The organism is Sphingomonas sp. IW22, from assembly GCF_041321155.1.
In the GTDB taxonomy this organism is placed as follows: Bacteria; Pseudomonadota; Alphaproteobacteria; order Sphingomonadales; family Sphingomonadaceae; genus Sphingomonas.
This window is the reverse complement of sequence record NZ_JBGGWB010000001.1, coordinates 1,437,219-1,456,448: the sequence shown is the minus strand read 5'-3', so window position 1 is coordinate 1,456,448 and position 19,230 is coordinate 1,437,219. Positions and strand designations below refer to the sequence as shown.

Annotated in this window: 19 protein-coding genes; 12 read left to right on the top strand and 7 right to left on the bottom strand. The window is 66.4% G+C overall.

The features are described 5' to 3' along the window. The first annotated feature begins 1 nt into the window (after position 1). The 5 genes from cyoC to ACAX61_RS07290 are packed head-to-tail and all read left to right on the top strand — an operon-like array spanning position 2 to position 3,513. Positions 2–631: a cytochrome o ubiquinol oxidase subunit III gene (cyoC, locus tag ACAX61_RS07310; RefSeq protein WP_370714112.1), complete on the top strand. Its 630-nt coding sequence runs from the start codon at positions 2–4 to the stop codon at positions 629–631. Beyond that, complete coding sequence (cyoD, locus tag ACAX61_RS07305) at positions 628–1,059, top strand: cytochrome o ubiquinol oxidase subunit IV (RefSeq protein ID WP_370714111.1); 432 nt, start codon at positions 628–630, stop codon at positions 1,057–1,059. The genes cyoC and cyoD overlap by 4 nt, the downstream gene beginning before the upstream one ends. Next, positions 1,056–1,712 (top strand): SURF1 family protein, encoded by a 657-nt coding sequence (locus ACAX61_RS07300; protein WP_370714110.1) that lies wholly within the window; start codon positions 1,056–1,058, stop codon positions 1,710–1,712. Before cyoD ends, ACAX61_RS07300 begins: the two co-directional genes overlap by 4 nt. Beyond that, positions 1,709–2,989, top strand: a complete 1,281-nt coding sequence (locus ACAX61_RS07295) for an ATP-binding protein (RefSeq protein ID WP_370714109.1) — start codon at positions 1,709–1,711, stop codon at positions 2,987–2,989. The genes ACAX61_RS07300 and ACAX61_RS07295 overlap by 4 nt, the downstream gene beginning before the upstream one ends. Beyond that, positions 2,986–3,513, top strand: coding sequence for a response regulator transcription factor (locus ACAX61_RS07290; protein WP_370714108.1), 528 nt, complete (start codon positions 2,986–2,988; stop codon positions 3,511–3,513). Before ACAX61_RS07295 ends, ACAX61_RS07290 begins: the two co-directional genes overlap by 4 nt. Before the next feature lie 59 nt (positions 3,514–3,572). Here ACAX61_RS07290 and glpX read toward each other — a convergent pair whose 3' ends face one another. Next, positions 3,573–4,541, bottom strand: a complete 969-nt coding sequence (glpX, locus tag ACAX61_RS07285) for a class II fructose-bisphosphatase (protein WP_370714107.1) — start codon at positions 4,539–4,541, stop codon at positions 3,573–3,575. A 122-nt stretch (positions 4,542–4,663) separates the two neighbouring features. On the opposite strand from glpX, the gene ACAX61_RS07280 reads away from it, so the two are divergent. From ACAX61_RS07280 to ACAX61_RS07260, 5 genes are all read left to right on the top strand, one after another. Then, entirely contained in the window at positions 4,664–5,017 is a 354-nt protein-coding gene (locus tag ACAX61_RS07280; RefSeq protein ID WP_370714106.1) for a hypothetical protein, read from the top strand. A gap of 41 nt (positions 5,018–5,058) precedes the next feature. Then, positions 5,059–5,982 carry a 4-hydroxybenzoate octaprenyltransferase gene (gene ubiA, locus ACAX61_RS07275; protein ID WP_370714105.1) on the top strand — a complete coding sequence of 308 codons (924 nt, stop codon included), beginning with the start codon at positions 5,059–5,061 and terminating at the stop codon, positions 5,980–5,982. Positions 5,983–6,014: 32 nt separating this feature from the next. Further along, positions 6,015–7,349: a TldD/PmbA family protein gene (locus tag ACAX61_RS07270; RefSeq protein WP_370714104.1), complete on the top strand. Its 1,335-nt coding sequence runs from the start codon at positions 6,015–6,017 to the stop codon at positions 7,347–7,349. Continuing rightward, on the top strand, positions 7,342–8,127 hold the full coding sequence (locus tag ACAX61_RS07265) for a 3'(2'),5'-bisphosphate nucleotidase CysQ (protein ID WP_370714103.1): 786 nt from the start codon (positions 7,342–7,344) through the stop codon (positions 8,125–8,127). Before ACAX61_RS07270 ends, ACAX61_RS07265 begins: the two co-directional genes overlap by 8 nt. A 72-nt stretch (positions 8,128–8,199) precedes the next feature. Further along, positions 8,200–8,949 carry a FadR/GntR family transcriptional regulator gene (locus ACAX61_RS07260; protein ID WP_370714102.1) on the top strand — a complete coding sequence of 250 codons (750 nt, stop codon included), beginning with the start codon at positions 8,200–8,202 and terminating at the stop codon, positions 8,947–8,949. Positions 8,950–9,104: 155 nt separating this feature from the next. Here the strand turns inward: ACAX61_RS07260 and ACAX61_RS07255 are convergent, their stop codons facing one another. Further along, positions 9,105–9,827, bottom strand: coding sequence for a FadR/GntR family transcriptional regulator (locus ACAX61_RS07255; protein WP_370714101.1), 723 nt, complete (start codon positions 9,825–9,827; stop codon positions 9,105–9,107). A 152-nt stretch (positions 9,828–9,979) separates the two neighbouring features. On the opposite strand from ACAX61_RS07255, the gene araD1 reads away from it, so the two are divergent. Then, on the top strand, positions 9,980–10,966 hold the full coding sequence (gene araD1 / locus ACAX61_RS07250) for an AraD1 family protein (RefSeq protein WP_370714100.1): 987 nt from the start codon (positions 9,980–9,982) through the stop codon (positions 10,964–10,966). Next, the gene (locus ACAX61_RS07245; protein WP_370714099.1) at positions 10,963–11,889 is read left to right on the top strand and encodes a Gfo/Idh/MocA family protein; all 927 of its coding nucleotides are present in this window, start codon (positions 10,963–10,965) and stop codon (positions 11,887–11,889) included. The genes araD1 and ACAX61_RS07245 overlap by 4 nt, the downstream gene beginning before the upstream one ends. Before the next feature lie 60 nt (positions 11,890–11,949). Here the strand turns inward: ACAX61_RS07245 and ACAX61_RS07240 are convergent, their stop codons facing one another. From ACAX61_RS07240 to ACAX61_RS07220, 5 genes are all read right to left on the bottom strand, one after another. After that, a complete protein-coding gene (locus ACAX61_RS07240) occupies positions 11,950–13,746 on the bottom strand; it encodes an IlvD/Edd family dehydratase (protein WP_370714098.1) in 1,797 nt (598 codons plus the stop codon). Between the two features lie 10 nt (positions 13,747–13,756). After that, positions 13,757–14,896, bottom strand: a complete 1,140-nt coding sequence (locus ACAX61_RS07235) for an aldose epimerase family protein (protein ID WP_370714097.1) — start codon at positions 14,894–14,896, stop codon at positions 13,757–13,759. A gap of 384 nt (positions 14,897–15,280) precedes the next feature. Beyond that, positions 15,281–16,591 (bottom strand): xylose isomerase, encoded by a 1,311-nt coding sequence (gene xylA / locus ACAX61_RS07230; protein WP_370714096.1) that lies wholly within the window; start codon positions 16,589–16,591, stop codon positions 15,281–15,283. After that, on the bottom strand, positions 16,591–18,039 hold the full coding sequence (gene xylB, locus ACAX61_RS07225; protein WP_370714095.1) for a xylulokinase: 1,449 nt from the start codon (positions 18,037–18,039) through the stop codon (positions 16,591–16,593). The genes xylA and xylB overlap by 1 nt, the downstream gene beginning before the upstream one ends. A 7-nt stretch (positions 18,040–18,046) precedes the next feature. Next, positions 18,047–19,069 (bottom strand): glycoside hydrolase family 43 protein, encoded by a 1,023-nt coding sequence (locus ACAX61_RS07220; protein WP_370714937.1) that lies wholly within the window; start codon positions 19,067–19,069, stop codon positions 18,047–18,049. Positions 19,070–19,230 lie beyond the last annotated feature (161 nt).

The window sequence follows — 19,230 nt, the reverse complement described above, 5'->3', positions numbered from 1 at the left end:
CATGGCAAGCGTAACCCGTACCGAGGGCGAAGCTCCCAGCTTCTGGGAAATCGAGCCGGAGCATCATCACGAACCGGGGTCGAGCACGATGCTCGGCTTCTGGCTCTATCTGATGAGCGACTGCCTGATCTTTGCGATGCTGTTCGCAAGCTGGGGCGTTTATGGCCGCAGCGCAGCGGGCGGTCCGGACGCAGCCGAGCTGTTCGACCTGAAGCTGGTGGCGATCAACACCGCCATGCTGCTGTTCAGCTCGATCACCTATGGCTTTGCGATGATTTCGGCGCAGGAACATAAGAAGAGCGCGACGCTGGGTTGGCTGGCGGTGACCGGCCTGTTCGGCGCGGCGTTCCTCGGCATCGAAATGTACGAGTTCGCGCACCTGATCCACGAAGGTGCGGGGCCGCAGCGTTCGGCTTTCCTGTCCAGCTTCTTCGCGCTGGTCGGCACGCACGGGCTGCACGTCTTCTTCGGCTGTATCTGGCTGATCGTGCTGATGGTTCAGGTGGCCCGCCATGGGCTGATCGCCGCCAATACCCGCCGTCTGGCCTGCCTCAGCCTGTTCTGGCACTTTCTCGACGTCGTGTGGATCGGCGTCTTCACCTTCGTCTATCTGCTGGGGTCGATGCAATGAGCCGCGAAGCAACCGCCGCCCAGGCGCATCAGGTCGCCAAGGCACAGGCCCATCACGACGATCATGGCGAAGGCGGCGCCGCCCATGCCACGCGCGGCGGCTATGTCACCGGGTTCGTGCTGTCGGTCATCCTGACAGCGATCCCGTTCGCACTGGTAATGGGCGGTTTCATCACTGACACTCGCATCACCGCGGGCATCGTCATGGCGATGGCTGTGGTGCAGATCGTCGTCCACATGATCTATTTCCTGCACATGAGCGCCAAGTCCGAAAGTGGCTGGACACTGATGGCATTGATCTTCACCGCGGTGATCGTGGTCATTACCATTGCCGGGTCGCTGTGGGTGATGGTCAACATGAACCGGTACATGATGCCGCCAATGCCGGTGCAGAGCGTCAGTCCGGCGACGGAAACGAGCGGCATGTGATACGCCTGATCGTCCGCGCAGGCGTGCTGATCCTGATCGGGGTCTTCGTCGCGTTGGGCATATGGCAGCTGGACCGGCGGGCATGGAAGCTCGACCTGATCCAGCGGGTGGAGGCGCGGATCGCTGCCCCACCCGTCGCGCCGCCGACCGGGGCGGTCACGCGCGACGACGAATATACCCGCATCGCGGTGCGTGGCCGCTACTTTCAGGGGCGCGACACCTATGTTCAGGCGGTGACCGAATTGGGTGGCGGCTTCTGGGTGCTGACGCCGCTGGACGCGGGTGGCGGGCGCATCCTGATCAACCGCGGTTTCGTCACCCCCGACCGGCGCGGGAAGATGCCGCCGCCCGAAGGGCCGGTCGCGGTGACGGGCCTGTTGCGGCTGAGCGAGCCGGGGGGCGGCTTCCTGCGTGCCAACGATCCCGTCGGTGACCGTTGGTACTCGCGCGACGTCGCGGCGATTGCGTCGGCGCGCGGGCTTGGCACGGTTGCGCCGTGGTTTCTGGATGCGGGGGCGAATGGCGCCCGATGGCCGCGCGGCGGGCTGACGGTCGTCCAGTTCCGCAACCAGCATCTGCAATATGCACTGACATGGTTCGCGATGGCGGCGCTGTTGGCGTTTCTGGCCTGGCGTGTCAGAGGACGGGGGTGATCGCGATCGTCCCCGCTTCAGAGGATGCCGGCCGCCGCAACCTGTTGCTGCTGGTGCAGCTTCGCTGGCTGGCGGTGGCGGGACAGCTGGCAACGATACTGGCGGTGCAGTTCGCGTTCGGCGTGGCGCTGCCGATCCTGCCGATGTTCGCCATGCTGGGGCTGCTGATCGGCCTGAACCTGGTTCAGTTGCTGGCGGAGCGGCGGCGGCCGGTGACCAATGGCCAGTTGCTGGCGGCACTGTTGATCGACATCGCTGCGCTGTCGGTCCAGCTTTACCTGTCGGGCGGGGCGACCAATCCCTTTGCCGGGCTGTTCCTGTTGCAGGTCGCACTGGGTTCCATCTTGTTGCGGCCATGGTCGGGCTGGCTGCTCGTCGTGGTGACCAGCGCATCCTTTGCCGCGCTGACGGTCGAATATCGGCCATTGTCGCTGTCACCGGGCATGGAAAGCGCGCTGTCGCTGCCGCATCTGATCGGCAACTGGTTCAATTTCACGCTGGCGGCGGTGCTGATCGTGCTGTTCGTCACACGGATCGCGCGCAACCTGTCCGAACGCGATGCGCGGCTGGCGGCGATGCGGCAACAGGCGGCGGAGGCGGAGCATATCGTGCGGATGGGCCTGCTGGCCAGCGGCGCGGCGCATGAACTGGGCACGCCGCTGGCCTCGGTCTCGGTGGCGCTGGGCGACTGGGCGCGCGAACCCGCGATCCGCGGCGATCCGGCACTGGCGGCCGAGGTGGAGGACATGCGGGCAGAGGTCGCGCGCTGCAAGGACATCCTGTCGGGCATCCTGCTGGCATCGGGCGAAGTCACCGGACAGGCGCCGGAGCGCACCACGCTGCGCCGCTTCCTGACCGAGATCGTCGCGCGCTGGGACCGGGTGCATCCGGGGCTGGTGACGCTGGACGACGCGCTGGGCGCCGACCGGGCGATCGTCGCCGACCGCGCGCTGGCACAGGCGCTGACCAACGTCCTGGACAATGCGGTGGAGGCAGGGGCGCGGCACATCGCGGTGGAGGCGCGGCGCGATGGCGAGACGCTGACCCTGGCCGTGCGCGACGACGGCGCCGGGGTGCCGCCCGCGATCCTGACGCATCTGGGCAAGCCCTATCAATCCAGCAAGAACCGGCGCGGGGCGGGGCTGGGCCTGTTTCTGGCGACCAATGTGCTGCGGGTGCTGGGCGGCACGCTGACGCTGTCGAACCGCGCGGGCGGGGGGGCGGAAGCGGTGTTCCGCCTGCCGCTGGCCGCGCTCAGCCTTGAGGATGCGCCATGACCGGACGGCGGCTGTTGATCGTCGAGGACGATGCGGTGTTTGCTCGCACGCTCGCCCGCTCGTTCGAACGGCGCGGCGATGCGGTGCGCGTGCTGTCAGGGCCGGATGGGCTGGAGGATGCCGCGCGCGAGCATGGCGTGACCCATGCGGTGGTCGATCTGCGGCTGGGTGGTGCGTCGGGCCTGAACTGTGTCGCGGCGCTGCACGCGCTGGACCCGGCGATCCGCATCGTCGTGCTGACCGGCTTTGCCAGCATCGCGACCGCAGTGGAGGCGATCAAGCTGGGGGCGACCAATTACCTGACCAAGCCCGCCAACACCGACGATATCGAGGCCGCGTTCGAGCGGGTCGAGGGCGATGCCGCGGCGGACCTGTCGGTCGCGCCGACATCGCTGCGCACGCTGGAATGGGAACATATCCATCAGGTGCTGGCCGACACCGATTTCAACATTTCCGAGGCCGCGCGGCGATTGGGCATGCACCGCCGCACGCTGGCCCGGAAACTGGAGAAGCGGCACCTGTAGCTTGGAGCGCCGTCCACGGCCTCACCCCTTCCCGCCGTCGGGGAAGGGGTGAGGCCGCGTCAGATGCGGTGTTCGCCCTTGACCCAGCGCACCGTGCCGGAACTGGCGCGCATCACCACGCTGTCGGTGGTCATGATCTTGCCCTTGCGCTTCACGCCGTCCAGCAGCGATCCGTCGGTCACGCCGGTCGCGGCAAAGATGCAGTCGCCCTTCGCCAGGTCGTCGAGGGTATAGACCTTGTCCAGATCCTCGATCCCCCAGCGATGGGCGCGGGCGCGTTCGTCGTCGTTGCGGAACAGCAGCCGCCCCTGGAACTGGCCGCCGACGCAGCGCAGCGCCGCGCAGGCCAGCACACCTTCGGGCGCGCCGCCCGAACCCATATAGATGTCGATGGTGGTGTCGGGATCGGTGGTGGCGATTACGCCCGCCACGTCGCCGTCGCCGATCAGCACGACGCCGCAACCGATCGAGCGCAATTCCGCGATCAGCTTTTCATGGCGCGGCCGGTCGAGGACACAGGCGATGATTTCGTGCGGCTGCACGCCCTTGGCGGCGGCGAGGGCGCGGACATTTTCGGTCGGCGACTTTTCAAGGTCGATCACGCCCGCCGGATAACCGGGGCCTACGGCGATCTTGTCCATATAGACGTCCGGCGCGTTCAGCAGGCATCCTTCTTCCGCGATGGCCAGCACCGCCAGCGCGTTGGGACCGGCCTTTGCCGTGATGGTCGTCCCTTCCAGCGGGTCGAGCGCGATGTCGATCTTCGGCCCCTTGCCCGGTGCCGATCCGACCTTTTCGCCGATGTACAGCATCGGCGCCTCGTCACGCTCGCCTTCACCGATGACGACGGTGCCGTCCATGTAAAGCTCGTTGAGCGATGCGCGCATCGCTTCGACAGCGGCGGCATCGGCGGCCTTTTCATCACCGCGTCCGACCAGTGTCGATGCGGCGATGGCGGCGGCTTCGGTCACACGGACCATCTCGAGCACAAGGACGCGGTCGAGGATGTTGCTGGGCGATTGCGTCACGGTCCGGTTACCCCTTTTCGGTTGCTGGGGCGGCGATACGCATAGGTATGCAAGAGGGCAATGGCCGAACCGGTGTCCGGCGTGATATTGTCCCGATACGACGCGGACGGAAGGGGTGCCCGATGCTGTTGATGATGCTGATCGGACAAGCGGCGGCGAGCGACGCGGCGCGGATCATGGCCGAAACACGTGCCCTGACGCGCGCGACGGTCGATTGCCGTGCAGAGCGGACGGGCAATGACATTCTGGTCTGCGCCGCGCGCGACGCCGACCGATGGCGCGTCCCGTTCCTGACGCCTGAGGCGGGCGACCCGGCCATCGAGGATGTCCATGCCGAGCGGGAGCGGCTGATCGCACGGCCCAATAATTGCGCCGAAATGCGGCTAATGGCCTATGGTTGCGGCATGGCCGGGGTATCGGCGACGACGCGCGGGCGTGGCGTCAAACTGGAAACGCCGCGGCCACTTGCGCCCTGAGCGGGCTTTCGCACCGGCGCCGGGGGTGGCATGGGCGTGACATGACCGACGCCGCGACCATCGTTCCCGACAGTGAGCATAAGGGGCTGGTCGGCCGGCTGCCCCGCAAATTGCGCGCACTTGCCCTGCTGGCCCGGTTCGATCGGCCTATCGGCTGGTGGCTGCTGTTCTGGCCGGGTGCCTGGGCGATCGCGCTGGCAGGCGGAATCGTCGCGCGCTGGGACCTGTTGCTGTGGTTTCTGGCCGGAAGCATCGCGATGCGCGGCGCGGGGTGCGTCTATAACGACATTGTCGACCGCAAGCTGGACGCACAGGTTGAACGTACGCGCAGCCGCCCGCTGCCCAGCGGTGTCATCAGCGTAAAGGCGGCATGGGCCTGGCTGGTCGCGCTGTCGCTGGTGGGGCTGGTGGTGCTGCTGCAACTCCGCCCGCTGGCACAGGTGGTGGCGCTGGCCAGCCTGGCCCTGGTCGCGGCCTATCCCTTTATGAAGCGGATCACATGGTGGCCGCAGGCATGGCTGGGTATCGTCTTTTCATGGGCGGCGCCGGTCGGATGGGCCGAAGTCGCGGGCGCGGGCATGTGGGCGCCGCTGGCGTTTCTGTATGCCGGGTCGATCGCGTGGGTGATCGGTTACGACACCATCTATGCCCTGCAGGATATCGAGGACGACGCGCTGGTGGGCGTGAAATCGTCGGCCCGTGCGCTGGGGCGGCGGGTGCGGCCGGGGGTCGCAATATTCTATGCGATCGCCATTTCGTGCTGGGCCGCGGCGCTGTGGCAGGTCTTTGCCGACCCGCTGGCACTGGTGTCGCTGTTGCCCGCGGCGGCGCATCTGGCGTGGCAGGTGGTGACGCTGGCACCCGGTGACGGCGCCAGCGCGCTGGCCCGATTCCGGTCGAACCGGACGACAGGGCTGTTGCTGTTCCTGGCCTGTGCGACGGTGGGCACTGCTGCTGCCCTTTGACGGGGCGGGGTCGGCCCCCTACCTCCGTTGAGATGTTGAATGTTTCTCAAGCCGTCGAGATTGCCGCCCGCGCCGTAGAGGCCGCGCGGCGTGCGGGTGCCGACGCGGCCGATGCGGGTGTCACCGCCGATCAATCGACCGGCGTTGGTGTCCGGCTGGGCCATGTCGAGGATATCGACCGGTCCGAGGGCGAGAGCCTGTCGCTGCGCGCCTTTGTCGGGCGCCGCGTCGCCAGCGTGTCCAGCTCTCGCATGGGCGCCGAGGATCTGGACCGGCTGGCCGAGCGGGTTGTCGCAATGGCCCGCGCCGCGCCGGAAGACCCATGGGCCGGACTGGCGCCCGAGCAACGGCTGCTGAGCGGCAACGCCCCTGATCTGGACCTGCATGACGGGCGGCATGTCGAGCCCGACGCGCTGCGCGACATGGCGCTGGCGATCGAGGATGCGGCACGCGCGGTGGCGGGCGTGACCAACAGCGAAGGTGCGGGTGCATCGGCGCGCGAAGCCGTGTCGGCGCTGGCGACCAGCCATGGCTTTGCCGCCGGATACCGCACCACCAACTACAGCGCGTCGGCGGCGGTGATCGCCGGGACGGGGGAGCGGATGCAGAACGGCCATGCGTCGCATTCGGCCCGCTATCTGCAACAGCTCGACCACGCTGGAGAGATCGGGCAGCGCGCCGCGATGCGCGCAGTTGAGCGGCTGGATCCGGTCAAGGTGCCGAGTGGGCCGATGACGATCGTCTTCGACCCGCGGGTGAGCGCCAGCCTGGTCAACCATTTCGCCGCCGCGATCAGTGGCCCGGCAGTGGCGCGGGGCACCAGTTTCTTGAAGGATCGGCTGGGCAAGCGGGTGTTTGGCAATGCCGTGGCGATCCACGACGATCCGCACCGTCCGCGCGGATTGCGGTCCCGCCCCTTTGATGGAGAGGGGCTGCCCATGTCGCCGGTGGCGCTGATCGAACATGGCGTGCTCCAGACATGGCTGCTCGATTCCGCGACCGCCCGGCAATTGGCGCTTGAGCCGACCGGCCACGGTGCGCGTGGTGGCGGTGTTTCGACCAGCAACCTGTATCTCGCCGCCGGCGCCACCCCGCGCGAGACGCTGTTGGGCGAAGTGACGCGCGGCCTGTATGTCACTGAACTGATCGGGCAGGGAGTGAACGGCGTGACCGGCGATTACAGCCGTGGTGCAGCCGGCTTCCTGATCGAAAATGGCGAATGTATCCGCCCGGTCGCGGGCGTGACCATCGCGGGCAATCTGATCGATATGTTCGCGGCGCTGACGCCCGCCAGCGACCTGACTTTCCGATACGGGGTCAATGCGCCGACGGTACGCGTCGATGGAATGACGGTCGCAGGTGACTGACACGCTGGCGGCCCGCGTCAACGCCATCGCCACGGAAGCGGCTGCGCTTGCGATGGCGCGCTTCGGCACCGACGTGAAGCGCTGGGAAAAGGCGCCGGGCCATCCGGTGTGCGAAGTCGACATCGCCGTCGACGCGTTGCTTCGCGAACGGCTGTCCAATCTGTTGCCCGACGCTGGATGGCTGTCGGAAGAGACGGTCGACGGGGCTGAGCGGCTGTCCGGTCGCCGTGTGTGGGTGGTCGATCCGATCGACGGCACGCGCGATTATCTGCGCGGGCGTCCCGGCTGGGCCGTTTCGATCGCACTGGTCGAGGATGGACAGCCGGTAATCGGCGTGCTGGCCGCCCCGGCGCGCGATGAATGCTGGACGGCGGTTGCGGGCAGGGGGGCGTGGCGCCAAGGTCGGGCGCTGCGAGCCAGCGACCGAGCCGATCTGTCGGGTGCGCGTGTCCCCGCCGATGCGCTGGCGCGCGCGGATCGCGATTTCGTGACCGTGGCCAAGCCCAATTCGATTGCGCTGCGCATGGCAATGGTCGCGGCGGGCGAGGCCGATCTGCTCGCCACATTGCGATGGGGCCATGAATGGGACATCGCCGCCGCCGTCCTGATCGCGCGGGAGGGCGGCGCCGCCGTCAGCGACGCGCTGGGACGGCCACTGTCGTTCAACACGCCGCGTGGTCAGGCATTTGGCGTGCTGGTCACCGCCCCCGGCATCCATGCGGCGGCCGTCGACCGGCTGCGCGAGCGGGCACAAGCGGCCTATGCCCAGAACCGGTGATGGTCAGACCGGCTGAACCAATCGGTTAATCCAAGATTGTCGAGTCGTACCGGCCGCGTTATCGTTCGCGTCATGGCACGAAAAGGATCGACGCGGCTTTACGCCCAGGTCGCCGCCGGCATCGCGGCACGGATCGCATCGGGCGAATATCCCGTCGGTCGGCGATTGCCCTCCGAGCGGGAGCTGGCACAGCTGTTCGGTGTATCCCGACCCAGCATCCGTGAAGCGATCATCGCGCTTGAGGTCGACGGCCTGGTCGATGTGCGGATGAGTTCCGGCGTGCATGTCATTGCAAGCGAGCCTCAAGGGGGCAAAGCCGCGATGACGGGCGTCGGCCCGTTCGAGCTGCTGGAAGCGCGCCGCGCGATCGAGGCAGAGGTCTGCGCCCTCGCAGCCACTCGCGCGACCGATGAGGATCTGGCGGGGCTGCGCGCGCTGCTCGATGAAATGATTGCGGCCGGGCCGGATTACGTCACTGCCGAGGAAGCCGATCACCGGTTCCACCTGGCGATTGCGGATGTCACCCGCAACAGTGCCATGACGGCAGCGGTCCAGTCGCTGTGGGACGCCAAGGCACGCTCGCCCCAATATCGGTTGTTGTCGCGCAAGGCGCATGAAGCGGGCGTGTTTCCCCGCATCGACGAACATGCCGCGATCCTGGATGCGCTGTCGTCACGCGACCCCAATGCCGCGCGAGAGGCGATGCGATCGCACCTGACGCGCGTTCTGGAGTCGTTGCTGCAAGCGACAGAGGTTGAGGAGGCCGAAAGGCTGCGCGAGCAGGTCGAGGCGCGTCGACGGATGTTTATCGCCGCAGGATGATTGTGGCCGGAATTGACTTACCAATTCGGCCATGCCAGTTCAGTGGGACGTGCTCTCTCCCGAGCCGCTCCTGTCGCCGGTTGGCTGTTTAGGGCGCCGACCGGCGATTTTTTGGCCGAAACGCGCTACGGCGTGTCAGGCCAAAGGCGCAGCGTTCAACGCGCCATCGCGATCCGCGTATCGTCGAACGCCTGTTCGATAAGCGTTCGCATCGCCTGATCGGCGGCATCGATATCCCCGGCAATGATCGCGTCGCCCACCCGCACATGATCGGGCAGCGGGTCGCGTGGCAGAGCGCCCGAGCGCTGTTTGTACTGCGTGGTCCAGTTGACCGCCGCGCCGATCCCGGCGCTGAGCGCGACAAGCGCATCGTTGCGGGTCGCGCGAAGGATGGCATCGTGGAAGTCGCGGTCGGCGGCGCGACCCGCGTCGGTTGCCAGTGTGTGTCGGCGCATGGCCGTGATCGCTTCGCGCAACGTCTTGATATCGGCCTTGTCGCGCCGCTCGGCGGCCAGTCGGGCTGCGGCGGGTTCGACGATCGCGCGCAGTTCGAACAGGTCGCGGACAATCGCCAGATCAGGTTCGTTGGCAAATGCCCAGGCCAGCACTTCGGGATCGAGCAGGTTCCAGCGGCTGCGCGGCAGGACGCGGGTGCCCGCTTTGGGACGGCTTTCCACTAAGCCCTTGGCGGTCAGGACCTGCACCGCTTCGCGATAGGCGCTGCGCGAGACGTCCAGCGCCTGTGCATTAGCGACTTCGCCCGACAGCCGTTCACCGGGCGCGATCGAGCCTGACACGATGGCGGTGCCAAGATAATTGGCGACTGCACCCCGCAACCGACGCCCCGTGCCCCGCGGCTTTCTGATCTGTTCGTCCACGCCCAGCCATCCCCTCGTCGTCCGGCTTAAGCGGCGGACGCGCGTTGTCCGACGTTAGACCGCAGCGGGAAAAGGGGCAAATCCCGCGTTGCCAAGACGGGACCGGGTGGAATAAGTCGGACTAAATCCAGCAGTTATTTGGAGAGGCGACGATGCGTTTGGTGCAGGTCCGAGACGAAAGCGGAGCGCGGCGGGTAATTGCCGCGAACGACAAGGGCGCGGCATATGTGCGAGGTGTCGAGAGCGTGCGAGCGCTTGCGTGGGCCGCGATCGAGCATCATGTCACCCTGGCGGAAGCGGTCGAGGCCGTCGGCTATGAGGGCGAGGCGGATCTGGCCGCCCTTGCCGAAGCAGGCCGCCTGCTCGCGCCGATCGACCATGAAGACCCCGCGCACCTGATCCTGTCCGGAACCGGCCTGACCCATCTCGGCTCGGCAGAGGGGCGCGACAAGATGCACCGCGCCGCCGCCGACGCGGAAAAGCAGACGGATTCGATGCGGATGTTCCTGGAAGGCGTCGAGGGCGGCAAGCCCGAAGCCGGCCAGGTCGGCCAGCAGCCGGAATGGTTCTACAAGGGCGACGGATCGCAGCTGGTGGGTCCGGGTGAGGCGCTGACCATGCCCGCATTCGCCCGCGACGGCGGGGAGGAGCCGGAACTGGCCGGCATCTATCTGATCGGGCCGGACGGCACGCCGTTTCGCCTTGGCCTGACGCTGGCCAATGAATTCAGCGATCATGTGACCGAACGCCACAATTATCTTTGGCTGGCACATTCCAAGCTGCGTCAGGCCGCACTCGGCCCGGAACTGCTAACCGGCACCCCGCCAGAGGACGTACAGGGCACCAGCCGCATCCGCCGCGACGGTGCGGTCATCTGGGAAAAGCCGTTCCTGTCGGGTGAGGCGAACATGTCGCATTACCTGTCGAACTTGGAACATCATCATTTTAAATACGACCTGTTCCGCCGTCCCGGCGACATTCACGTCCACTTCTTCGGCACGGCCACGCTGTCGTTCAGCGACGGGATCGAAACGCGCGAAGGCGATGTGTTCGAGATCGAAGCAGCGCCCTTTACCCTGCCGCTGTCCAATCCGCTTGCCCGCGCAGCTGAGGCGCGCGTGACGGTGAAGCAGCTGTGAGCGCGCCGATCCGCGTCGTGCTGGTGGGGCTGGGCAAGATCGCCCGCGATCAGCATATCCCGGCGATCGCGGGCAATCCGGCGTTCGAACTGGCGGCGACGGTCAGCCCGAACGCCGCGCCGATCGACGGCGTGACGCATTTCCGCAGCTTTGACGCGCTGATCGAAAGCGGTGTCGCGGTGGATGCGGTGGCGCTTTGCACGCCGCCGCAGGTCCGTACACCGCTGGCGTTCACTGCGATCGAGCATGGCCTGCACGTCATGCTGGAAAAGCCGCCCGCCGCGACGCTTTCCGAAGTGGAGGCGCTGGTCGCGGCCGCGGGTGACCGGATCAGCTTGTTCGCCACGTGGCACTCGCGCTATGCGGCCGGTGTCGCGCGAGCAAAGGCGTGGCTTGCATCGCGCGAGATCCGCTCGGTCGAGATCGTCTGGCGGGAGGATGTGCGCGTCTGGCATCCGGGTCAGGAATGGATCTGGGAACCGGGCGGGCTGGGCGTGTTCGACCCCGGCATCAACGCACTGTCGATCGCGACCGAAATTCTCCCGCATTCCGTCTATCTGAAGGATGCGGTGCTGGAATTCCCCGCCAATCGCGCCGCACCCATCGCCGCTCGCCTGACGCTGGCCGACACGCGCGGGGCGGCAATCGACATGGACCTCGACTGGCGACAGGAAGGGCCGCAGAGCTGGGACATTCGCGTCGAAACCGATGCGGGGCGGCTCACGCTGGAAAAGGGCGGCGCGATGCTGAACCTCGACGGGGAGACGCATGTTTCGGGCGATGTCGAATATCCGGGCCTTTACGCCCGCTTTGCCGAGCTGATCCGGGCGGGGAGCAGCGATGTCGACCCCGCGCCGTTTCGGCTGGTCGCCGATGCGTTTCTTCGCGGTCGGCGAGAGACGACCGACCCGTTCGTCGAGTGATGCAAAAAGGGGCGGGCGCCATCGGCACCCGCCCCTTTTTTTGTCCGGTGAACGACGACCTTAGTGGCTGTCGCGCGGCAGCCCCTTGGTCTGGGCGATCCGCTGGTACTTCTCCGCACCTTCCAGAATGGCACCGGTCGAAAGCTGGCCGACCAGATCACGCTGGATTTCCTGCCACGGCGTCTGTGATTCGGGATAGCGATAGCCCCCCTCGGCCTCCAGCGCGCGGCGGCGCTCGGCCAGTTCCTCGTCCGACAACAGGATGTTGGCGGTGAACTTGCGAAGGTCGATGCGGACCCGGTCGCCGGTGCGCAGCAGCGCCAGGCCCCCCATCGCCGCCGCTTCGGGGCTGGCGTTCAGGATCGACGGGCTGCCGCTGGTGCCTGACTGGCGACCGTCGCCGATGCACGGCAGGCTGTTGACGCCGTCCGCGATCAGATAGGCGGGCGGGCGCATGTTCACGACCTCTGCCGCGCCGGGATAGCCGATCGGCCCCGCGCCGCGCATGATCAGCAGCGTGTCGGGCGTGATGCCCAGCGCCGGATCGTCGATGCCGTGGTGATAATCCTCAGGCCCGTCGAATACGACGACCGGCCCCTCGAACGCATCGGGATCGTTGGGGTTGGAGAGGTAGCGCTGGCGGAACTCGTCGGAAATCACGCTCAGCTTCATGATCGCCGCGTCGAACAGGTTGCCGCTTAGCACCGCAAAGCCCGCCGCTTCGCGCAGCGGCTGGTCGATCGGGCGGATGACCCGTTCGTCCTCGATCGTGGCACCGCGGCAATTGTCGCCCATGGTCTGGCCATTGACGGTCATCGCGCCTTCATGGATCAGGCCGCGCGACATCAGCTGTGCGACCACCGCCGGGACGCCGCCCGCGCGGTAATAGTCCTCGCCCAGATATTCACCGGCGGGCTGAAGGTTGACCAGCAGCGGGATGTCGAGGCCATGCGCCTGCCAATCCTCGACCGGCAGTTCGACGCCGATGTGGCGAGCAATCGCGTTCAAGTGGATCGGCGCGTTGGTCGAACCGCCGATCGCCGAATTGACGCGGATGGCGTTGTGGAACGCTTCCTTGGTCAGGATGTCCGACGGCTTCAGATCCTCACGCACCATGTCGACGATGCGCTTGCCGGTGCGCCACGCCACTTCCTGACGGTCGCGATAAGGCGCGGGGATCGCCGCTGAGCCGGGCAGCGACATGCCCAGCGCCTCGGTCAGCGAGTTCATCGTCGTGGCCGTGCCCATGGTGTTGCAATAGCCGGTCGAGGGGGCCGACGATGCGACGAGCTTGATGAACTCCTCGTTGTCGATCTCGCCTGCGGCCAGCATCTGGCGCGCCTTCCACACGATGGTGCCCGAACCGGTGCGCTCGCCCTTGTGCCAGCCGTTCAGCATCGGTCCGACGGACAGCGCGATCGCCGGGATGTTGACGGTCGCGGCCGCCATCAGCGCAGCGGGCGTCGTCTTGTCGCAGCCGATCGTCAGCACCACGCCGTCGAAGGGATAGCCATAGATCGCCTCGACCATGCCCAGATAAGCAAGGTTGCGGTCCAGGCCCGGGGTGGGACGCTTGCCGGTTTCCTGAATCGGGTGGACCGGAAATTCGATGGCAATGCCGCCCGCCTCGCGAATGCCCTCGCGCACGCGTTCCGCCAGCACCAGATGGTGGCGGTTGCACGGCGTCAGGTCGCTGCCGGTCTGAGCGATGCCGATGATCGGCTTGCCCGAACGCAGCTCCTCAAGGCTGAGACCATAGTTGAGATAGCGCTCGAGATAGAGCGCCGTCATGTCGATATTTTCCGGGTTGTCGAACCAGGCGCGCGAACGCAGCTTGGATGGGTCAGTCTTGGTCATGGCTCTCGCTTCAACGTGAGGTGGTCAGGCGGTAGATCATCGTGTGCCGATACGGCTTGCCCGGATCGACCCGCGCCGACACGAAGCCCGGCTGATTGGGTGCGTCGGGAAACTTCTGGGGCTCCAGCGCGATACCGTCGCCCTGGCGATAGGCGTGGCCCTGCTTGCCGTTCAGCGCGCCGTCCAGGAAGTTGCCGGTGTAGAACTGCACACCCGGCTCGGTGGTCAGCACTTCCAGCACGCGGCCCGATTTCGGATCTTCCAGCCGGGCGGCCAGTTCGGGCGTCGCGGTCAGCCCCTTGTCGAGCGCGAAATTATGGTCGTAACCGCGGCCGAGCCGGATCTGTTCGTCGCGATTGTCGCGTACGCCCGCCGCGATCAGCCGGGGCTTGGTGAAGTCGAACACGCTACCCGCGACCGCGCGGCGCTCACCCGTGGGGATCAGCGTTGCGTTGACAGGGGTAAAGGCCTTGGCAGGGATGGTCAGCAGATGGTCCGACGTGCCCTGCGGCGCGCCTTCGCCCGCCAGGTTGAACAGGGCGTGGTTCGTCATGTTGACGATGGTCGGCTTGTCGGTCTTCGCTTCATAGGCGATGATCAGGTTGCTGGCTTCGTCCAGCGAATAGGTGACCGTCACGTCCAGCTTGCCGGGATAGCCCTGATCGCCGTCGGGGCTGGTCAGGCCCAGCACGACGCGGGCCGCCGGGCCGCTGGCCATCGACACGATGCGCCAGTTGCGCTTGTCGAACCCCTGCGTGCCGCCGTGCAGCGAATTGCCCTTGTCGTTCTGGGTCAGCTGATAGGCCTTCCCGTCCAGCGTGAAGCGGCCCGCATTGATGCGGTTGGCATAGCGGCCGACCGTCACGCCGAAATAATTCGGTGTCTTTTCATAAGATTCGAGTGTGTCGTGGCCCAGGGTGACGTCGGTGCGCTGACCCTTGCGATCGGGCCCAATCAGCGCCTGAAGCGTGGCGCCATAGCTCAGCACGCGGGCTTCCACGCCCTTGGCGTTCCGCAGGGTTACGACCTCTACAGGGGTGCCGTCGGCGAGCGTGCCGAAAGGCCGACGCTCGGCGTCAGCCGCCGATGCGGGGCTTGCCGCGGCAAGTGTGAGCGCTACCAGTGCTAGTCTCCGGTGATTTTTGATCATTGCGCATCCTCTCCCGTTGCCGTCGGCGGCTATTGGACGTGATTATAGTCGGACAAAAGTTCGAGCAAGCGGGATTGATACCGCTGTCGATAAGGAAAAGAGCATATGCCGCTGGCACCCAGCCTTTCAAAGGTTGGGCACTAACGACATCAACCGCCCCTCGAACGACCTATGCCCCTGCGCTGACATTGCTTGCCAGCCGGTTCTTTATGTGGGGTTTCGTCACGCTTATCAACAACGCCCCGCTGCCGCCAGCGGGGCGCGGATCAGACCCACGCGCTGGCCGCACCGGCGGCCGGCCCGGCCGGTCGAGGCGAAGGGCAGCCGGCACAAAAAAGGGGGCAGTGCGTGGCACCGCCCCCTTCATTTTGTTCGTCAGCCGTTTCAGATGAAGCGGTTGATCAGGTTTTCCAGGCGCTCCTGGCGACCCGACTTGTGCTGCGGGTTCACGTCGCGCTCGACCGCCAGGTCGGCGATGCCGGCCAGGTCGAGATTGGCGAGTTCGCCGCCCAGGCCGTCGGTCCAACCCGCATAACGATCGGCGCGGATACCGTCGACGCGGCCATCCTCGATGATCGCGGCGGCGTTGATCAGGCCCTTTGCCACGGTGTCGATGCCACCGATGTGACCATAGAACAGGTCGACCGCGTCGATCGACTGACGGCGCACCTTGGCGTCGAAGTTGAAGCCGCCCGTGGTGAAGCCACCGGCACGGATCACTTCGATCATCGCCAGCGTCAGTTCCTCGACCGAGTTCGGAAACTGGTCGGTGTCCCAGCCATTCTGGTGATCGCCGCGATTGGCGTCGATCGAGCCGAAGATGCCGAGCGCGTTGGCCATCGCCAGCTCATGTTCGAACGTGTGACCCGACAGGGTGGCGTGGTTGGCCTCGATATTCACGGCGACTTCGTTCTCAAGGCCGTAACGCTTGAGGAAGCCGTACACGGTCGCGGTGTCGAAATCGTACTGGTGCTTGGTCGGTTCGTGCGGCTTCGGCTCGATCAGGATCGTGCCCTTGAAGCCGATCTTGTGCTTGTGCTCGACGACGAGCGACAGGAAGCGGCCGAAATTGTCCATCTCGCGCTTCAGGTCGGTGTTGAGCAGCGTTTCATAGCCCTCACGACCGCCCCACAGGACATAGTTTTCGCCGCCCAGACGGTGCGTCGCTTCCAGCACGTCGCGGACCTGCATCGCGGCAAAGGCATAGACTTCGGGGTCGGGGCTGGTCGCGGCACCGGCGGCGAAGCGCGGGTGGCTGAACAGGTTGGCCGTGCCCCACAGCAGCTTGCGGCCGCTGGACGCCTGAAGCTTCTCCAGATGATCGACCGCTTCGGCCAGATAACGCCGGTGCGAGGTCACGTCATGCGCCTCTGCCATCACGTCGACATCGTGAAAGCAGTAATAGGGCACGTCCATCTTCTGGAAGAAGTCGAACGCGACCTCACGCTTCATCGCGGCGGCGGCGCTGTCGTTGGCGCCGGCGTGCCACGGACGGTTGAAGGTGCCGCCGCCGAACACGTCGCTGCCCGGCCAGCAGAAGGTGTGCCAGAAGCACAAAGCGAAACGGAGGTGATCCTCCATCCGCTTGCCAAGGATGACGCGATCCTTGTCGTACCAGCGATAGGCCAGCTCGTTGTCGCTGTCCGGTCCCTCATATTTGATCTGGGGAATGTCTGCGAAGAAGTCCGTAGCCATTAGATGCTCCTGGGCGTGATGCGGGGATAGGCGTCGCGGAAGCGCGCCAGCTTGGGGGCAAGCCGGTCGACCAACGCGCGGTCGGGGGTGATACGGTGACTCTCGGGCAGTGGCTGGCACAGGTCGGCGGCGTTGCCGCCATCGACTGCCAGCTGGGCAAGGCGTGCGGCACCAAGCGCCGGGCCGACTTCGCCGCCCTGGCGGTAGACCAGTTCGACGTTCAGTGCAGCGGCCAGCGTCTGGCCCCAGTAGCGCGAACGGGCGCCGCCGCCGATGACCGACAGTTCGTTGAGGTCAGTGCCCGCTTCGCGAAGCACCTCAACCCCGTCGGCCAGCGCGAACGCCACGCCTTCAAGCACGGCCTGGGCCAGCCGCTCGGGCGTGGTGTCGTGATCGAGGCCAAGGAAGCCGCCGCGCACCTCGGCATCGTTATGCGGCGTCCGTTCCCCCGACAGATAGGGGAGGAAGATTTCGGGACCGCATGCCGGACCGACGCTTTCGGCGCGGGCGAACAGTTCCGCCGCACCACTGGTGCCGGTCAGGCGCGCGACCCAGTCGATGCACGCCGCCGCCGACAGATGCACCGACATCTGATGCCACATGTCGGGCAGACAGTGGCAGAAGGCATGGACCGCCCGCGCCGGATTGGGGCGGAAGTCCTTTGTCGCGACAAAGATGACGCCCGACGTGCCCAGCGACAGCAATGCGTCACCGTCGCGCACCACGCCGACGCCGGCGGCACCGGCGGCATTGTCGCCGCCGCCGCCCGCCACGGGCACCTGATCCATGCCCCATGCCTCCGCCACGTCGGCGCGCAGCATGCCGGCAATATCGGTGCCCTCGACCAGTCGCGGCATATGGTCGCGCGACAAGCCGGTGGCGGCCAGCACCTTGTCGCTCCAGTCGCGCGCGGCGACATCGAGCCACAGGGTCCCGGCGGAATCGGACATGTCCGATGCCTTTTCACCGGTCATGCGAAGGCGCACCTGATCCTTGGGCAGCAACACCGTGCGCGTCGCGGCGAACACGTCGGGTTCGTGCTTTGCGACCCACATCAGCTTGGGCGCGGTGAAGCCGGGCATAGCCAGATTGCCGGTCACGGCGTGCAGATCGGGCACCTTCGCTTCAAGCTCGCCGCATTCGGCATGGCTGCGACCGTCGTTCCACAAAATGGCGGAACGCAGCGGGCGGTCGTCGGCGCCCAGCAGCGTCGCGCCGTGCATCTGCCCGGCAAGGCCGATGCCGCGCACCGCCCGGCGGATGGCCGGATCGATCGCCCGGACCGCCGATTGCGTCGCTTCCCACCACGCATCGGGATGCTGTTCGGACCACAGCGGCTGGGGGCGCTGAACGGTCAGCGCCGCCACCCCCTGGGCCACCACGCCGCCGCGCTCGTCGAGCGCGACGGCCTTTACACCGGACGTGCCGATGTCGATGCCAAGGAACATCGCCCGGTTACTTCTGGTACGGGTCGATGGTCTGGATCGTCCCGTCCGGATTATAGTTCAGCTCGGTCATCTTGACGTTGCGCAGGCGGGTCTGACCCGAAAGCTGGACGTCGTGATAGAAGAGATAGGTCTTGCCCTTCCAGTCGACGATCGAATGGTGGGTGGTCCAGCCATTCACCGGCTCAAGGATGCGGCCGCGATAGGTGAAGGGGCCGTAAGGCGACTTGCCGGTCGCATAGACCAGATAGTGCGTGTCGCCGGTCGAGTAGCTGAGATAATAGGTATCGCCGCGCTTGTGCATCCAGGCGGCTTCGAAGAAGCGGCGGTCGGTGTCGCCCGCCAGGATCGGCTTGCCCGATTCGTCCAGGATCTGGACGTCGCGCGGCGTCTCGGCGAACTCCATCATGTCGCCCGACATCTTGGCGATCTTGGGCGCCAGCGCCGGCTCGTTCGGCTTGCCCATGTCGGTCTTGGACCCGTTGGGGTCATAGGTGCCGGTGGTATTGCGCTGAAGCTGACCGCCCCAGATGCCGCCGAAGATCATGTAATGCTCACCGCCATCGGCGAACACCGACGGGTCGATCGAGAAGCTGCCCTTGATCGGTTCGGGCGCGGCCTTGAACGGGCCGACCGGCGACTTGGACGTGGCCACGCCGATGCGGAATGCGCCTTCGCGGTCCTTGGCGGGGAAATACAGGTAATAGGTGCCGTTTTTGAACGCGGCGTCGGGCGCCCACATCTGCTTTTCGGCCCAGGGCACGTCGTCCACGTCCAGCGCGACGGGGTGAACGGTCGTCTTGCCGCCGGGTTCGTCCATGCTGAGGATGCGATAGTCGCGCATCTCGAAATGGCCGCCCAGATCGTCCTCGACCGCGTCGCCGTCGATGTCATGGCTGCCATAGACGTACAGTTTGCCGTCGCCCCACACATGTGCAGACGGATCGGCGGTGTAGATCTCGGTGACCAGCGGCTGCGACAGATAGCGGCGGCCATTGGGGCCGACGGCATCGGCGCTGGCATTGGCCATCATGTCGTTTGACGCGGCGGCATTTTCGCCCGCGTCGGGCGCGCCGCCCGAACAGGCTGCAAGCGCCAGCGCAAGCGCGCTCACAAGCAGGGGGCCCTTGGGGGTGCGGTTCGCGTTCATATGTTCCTCTCCTGTCGCGATACTGACCGGGTGACGCCCGGATA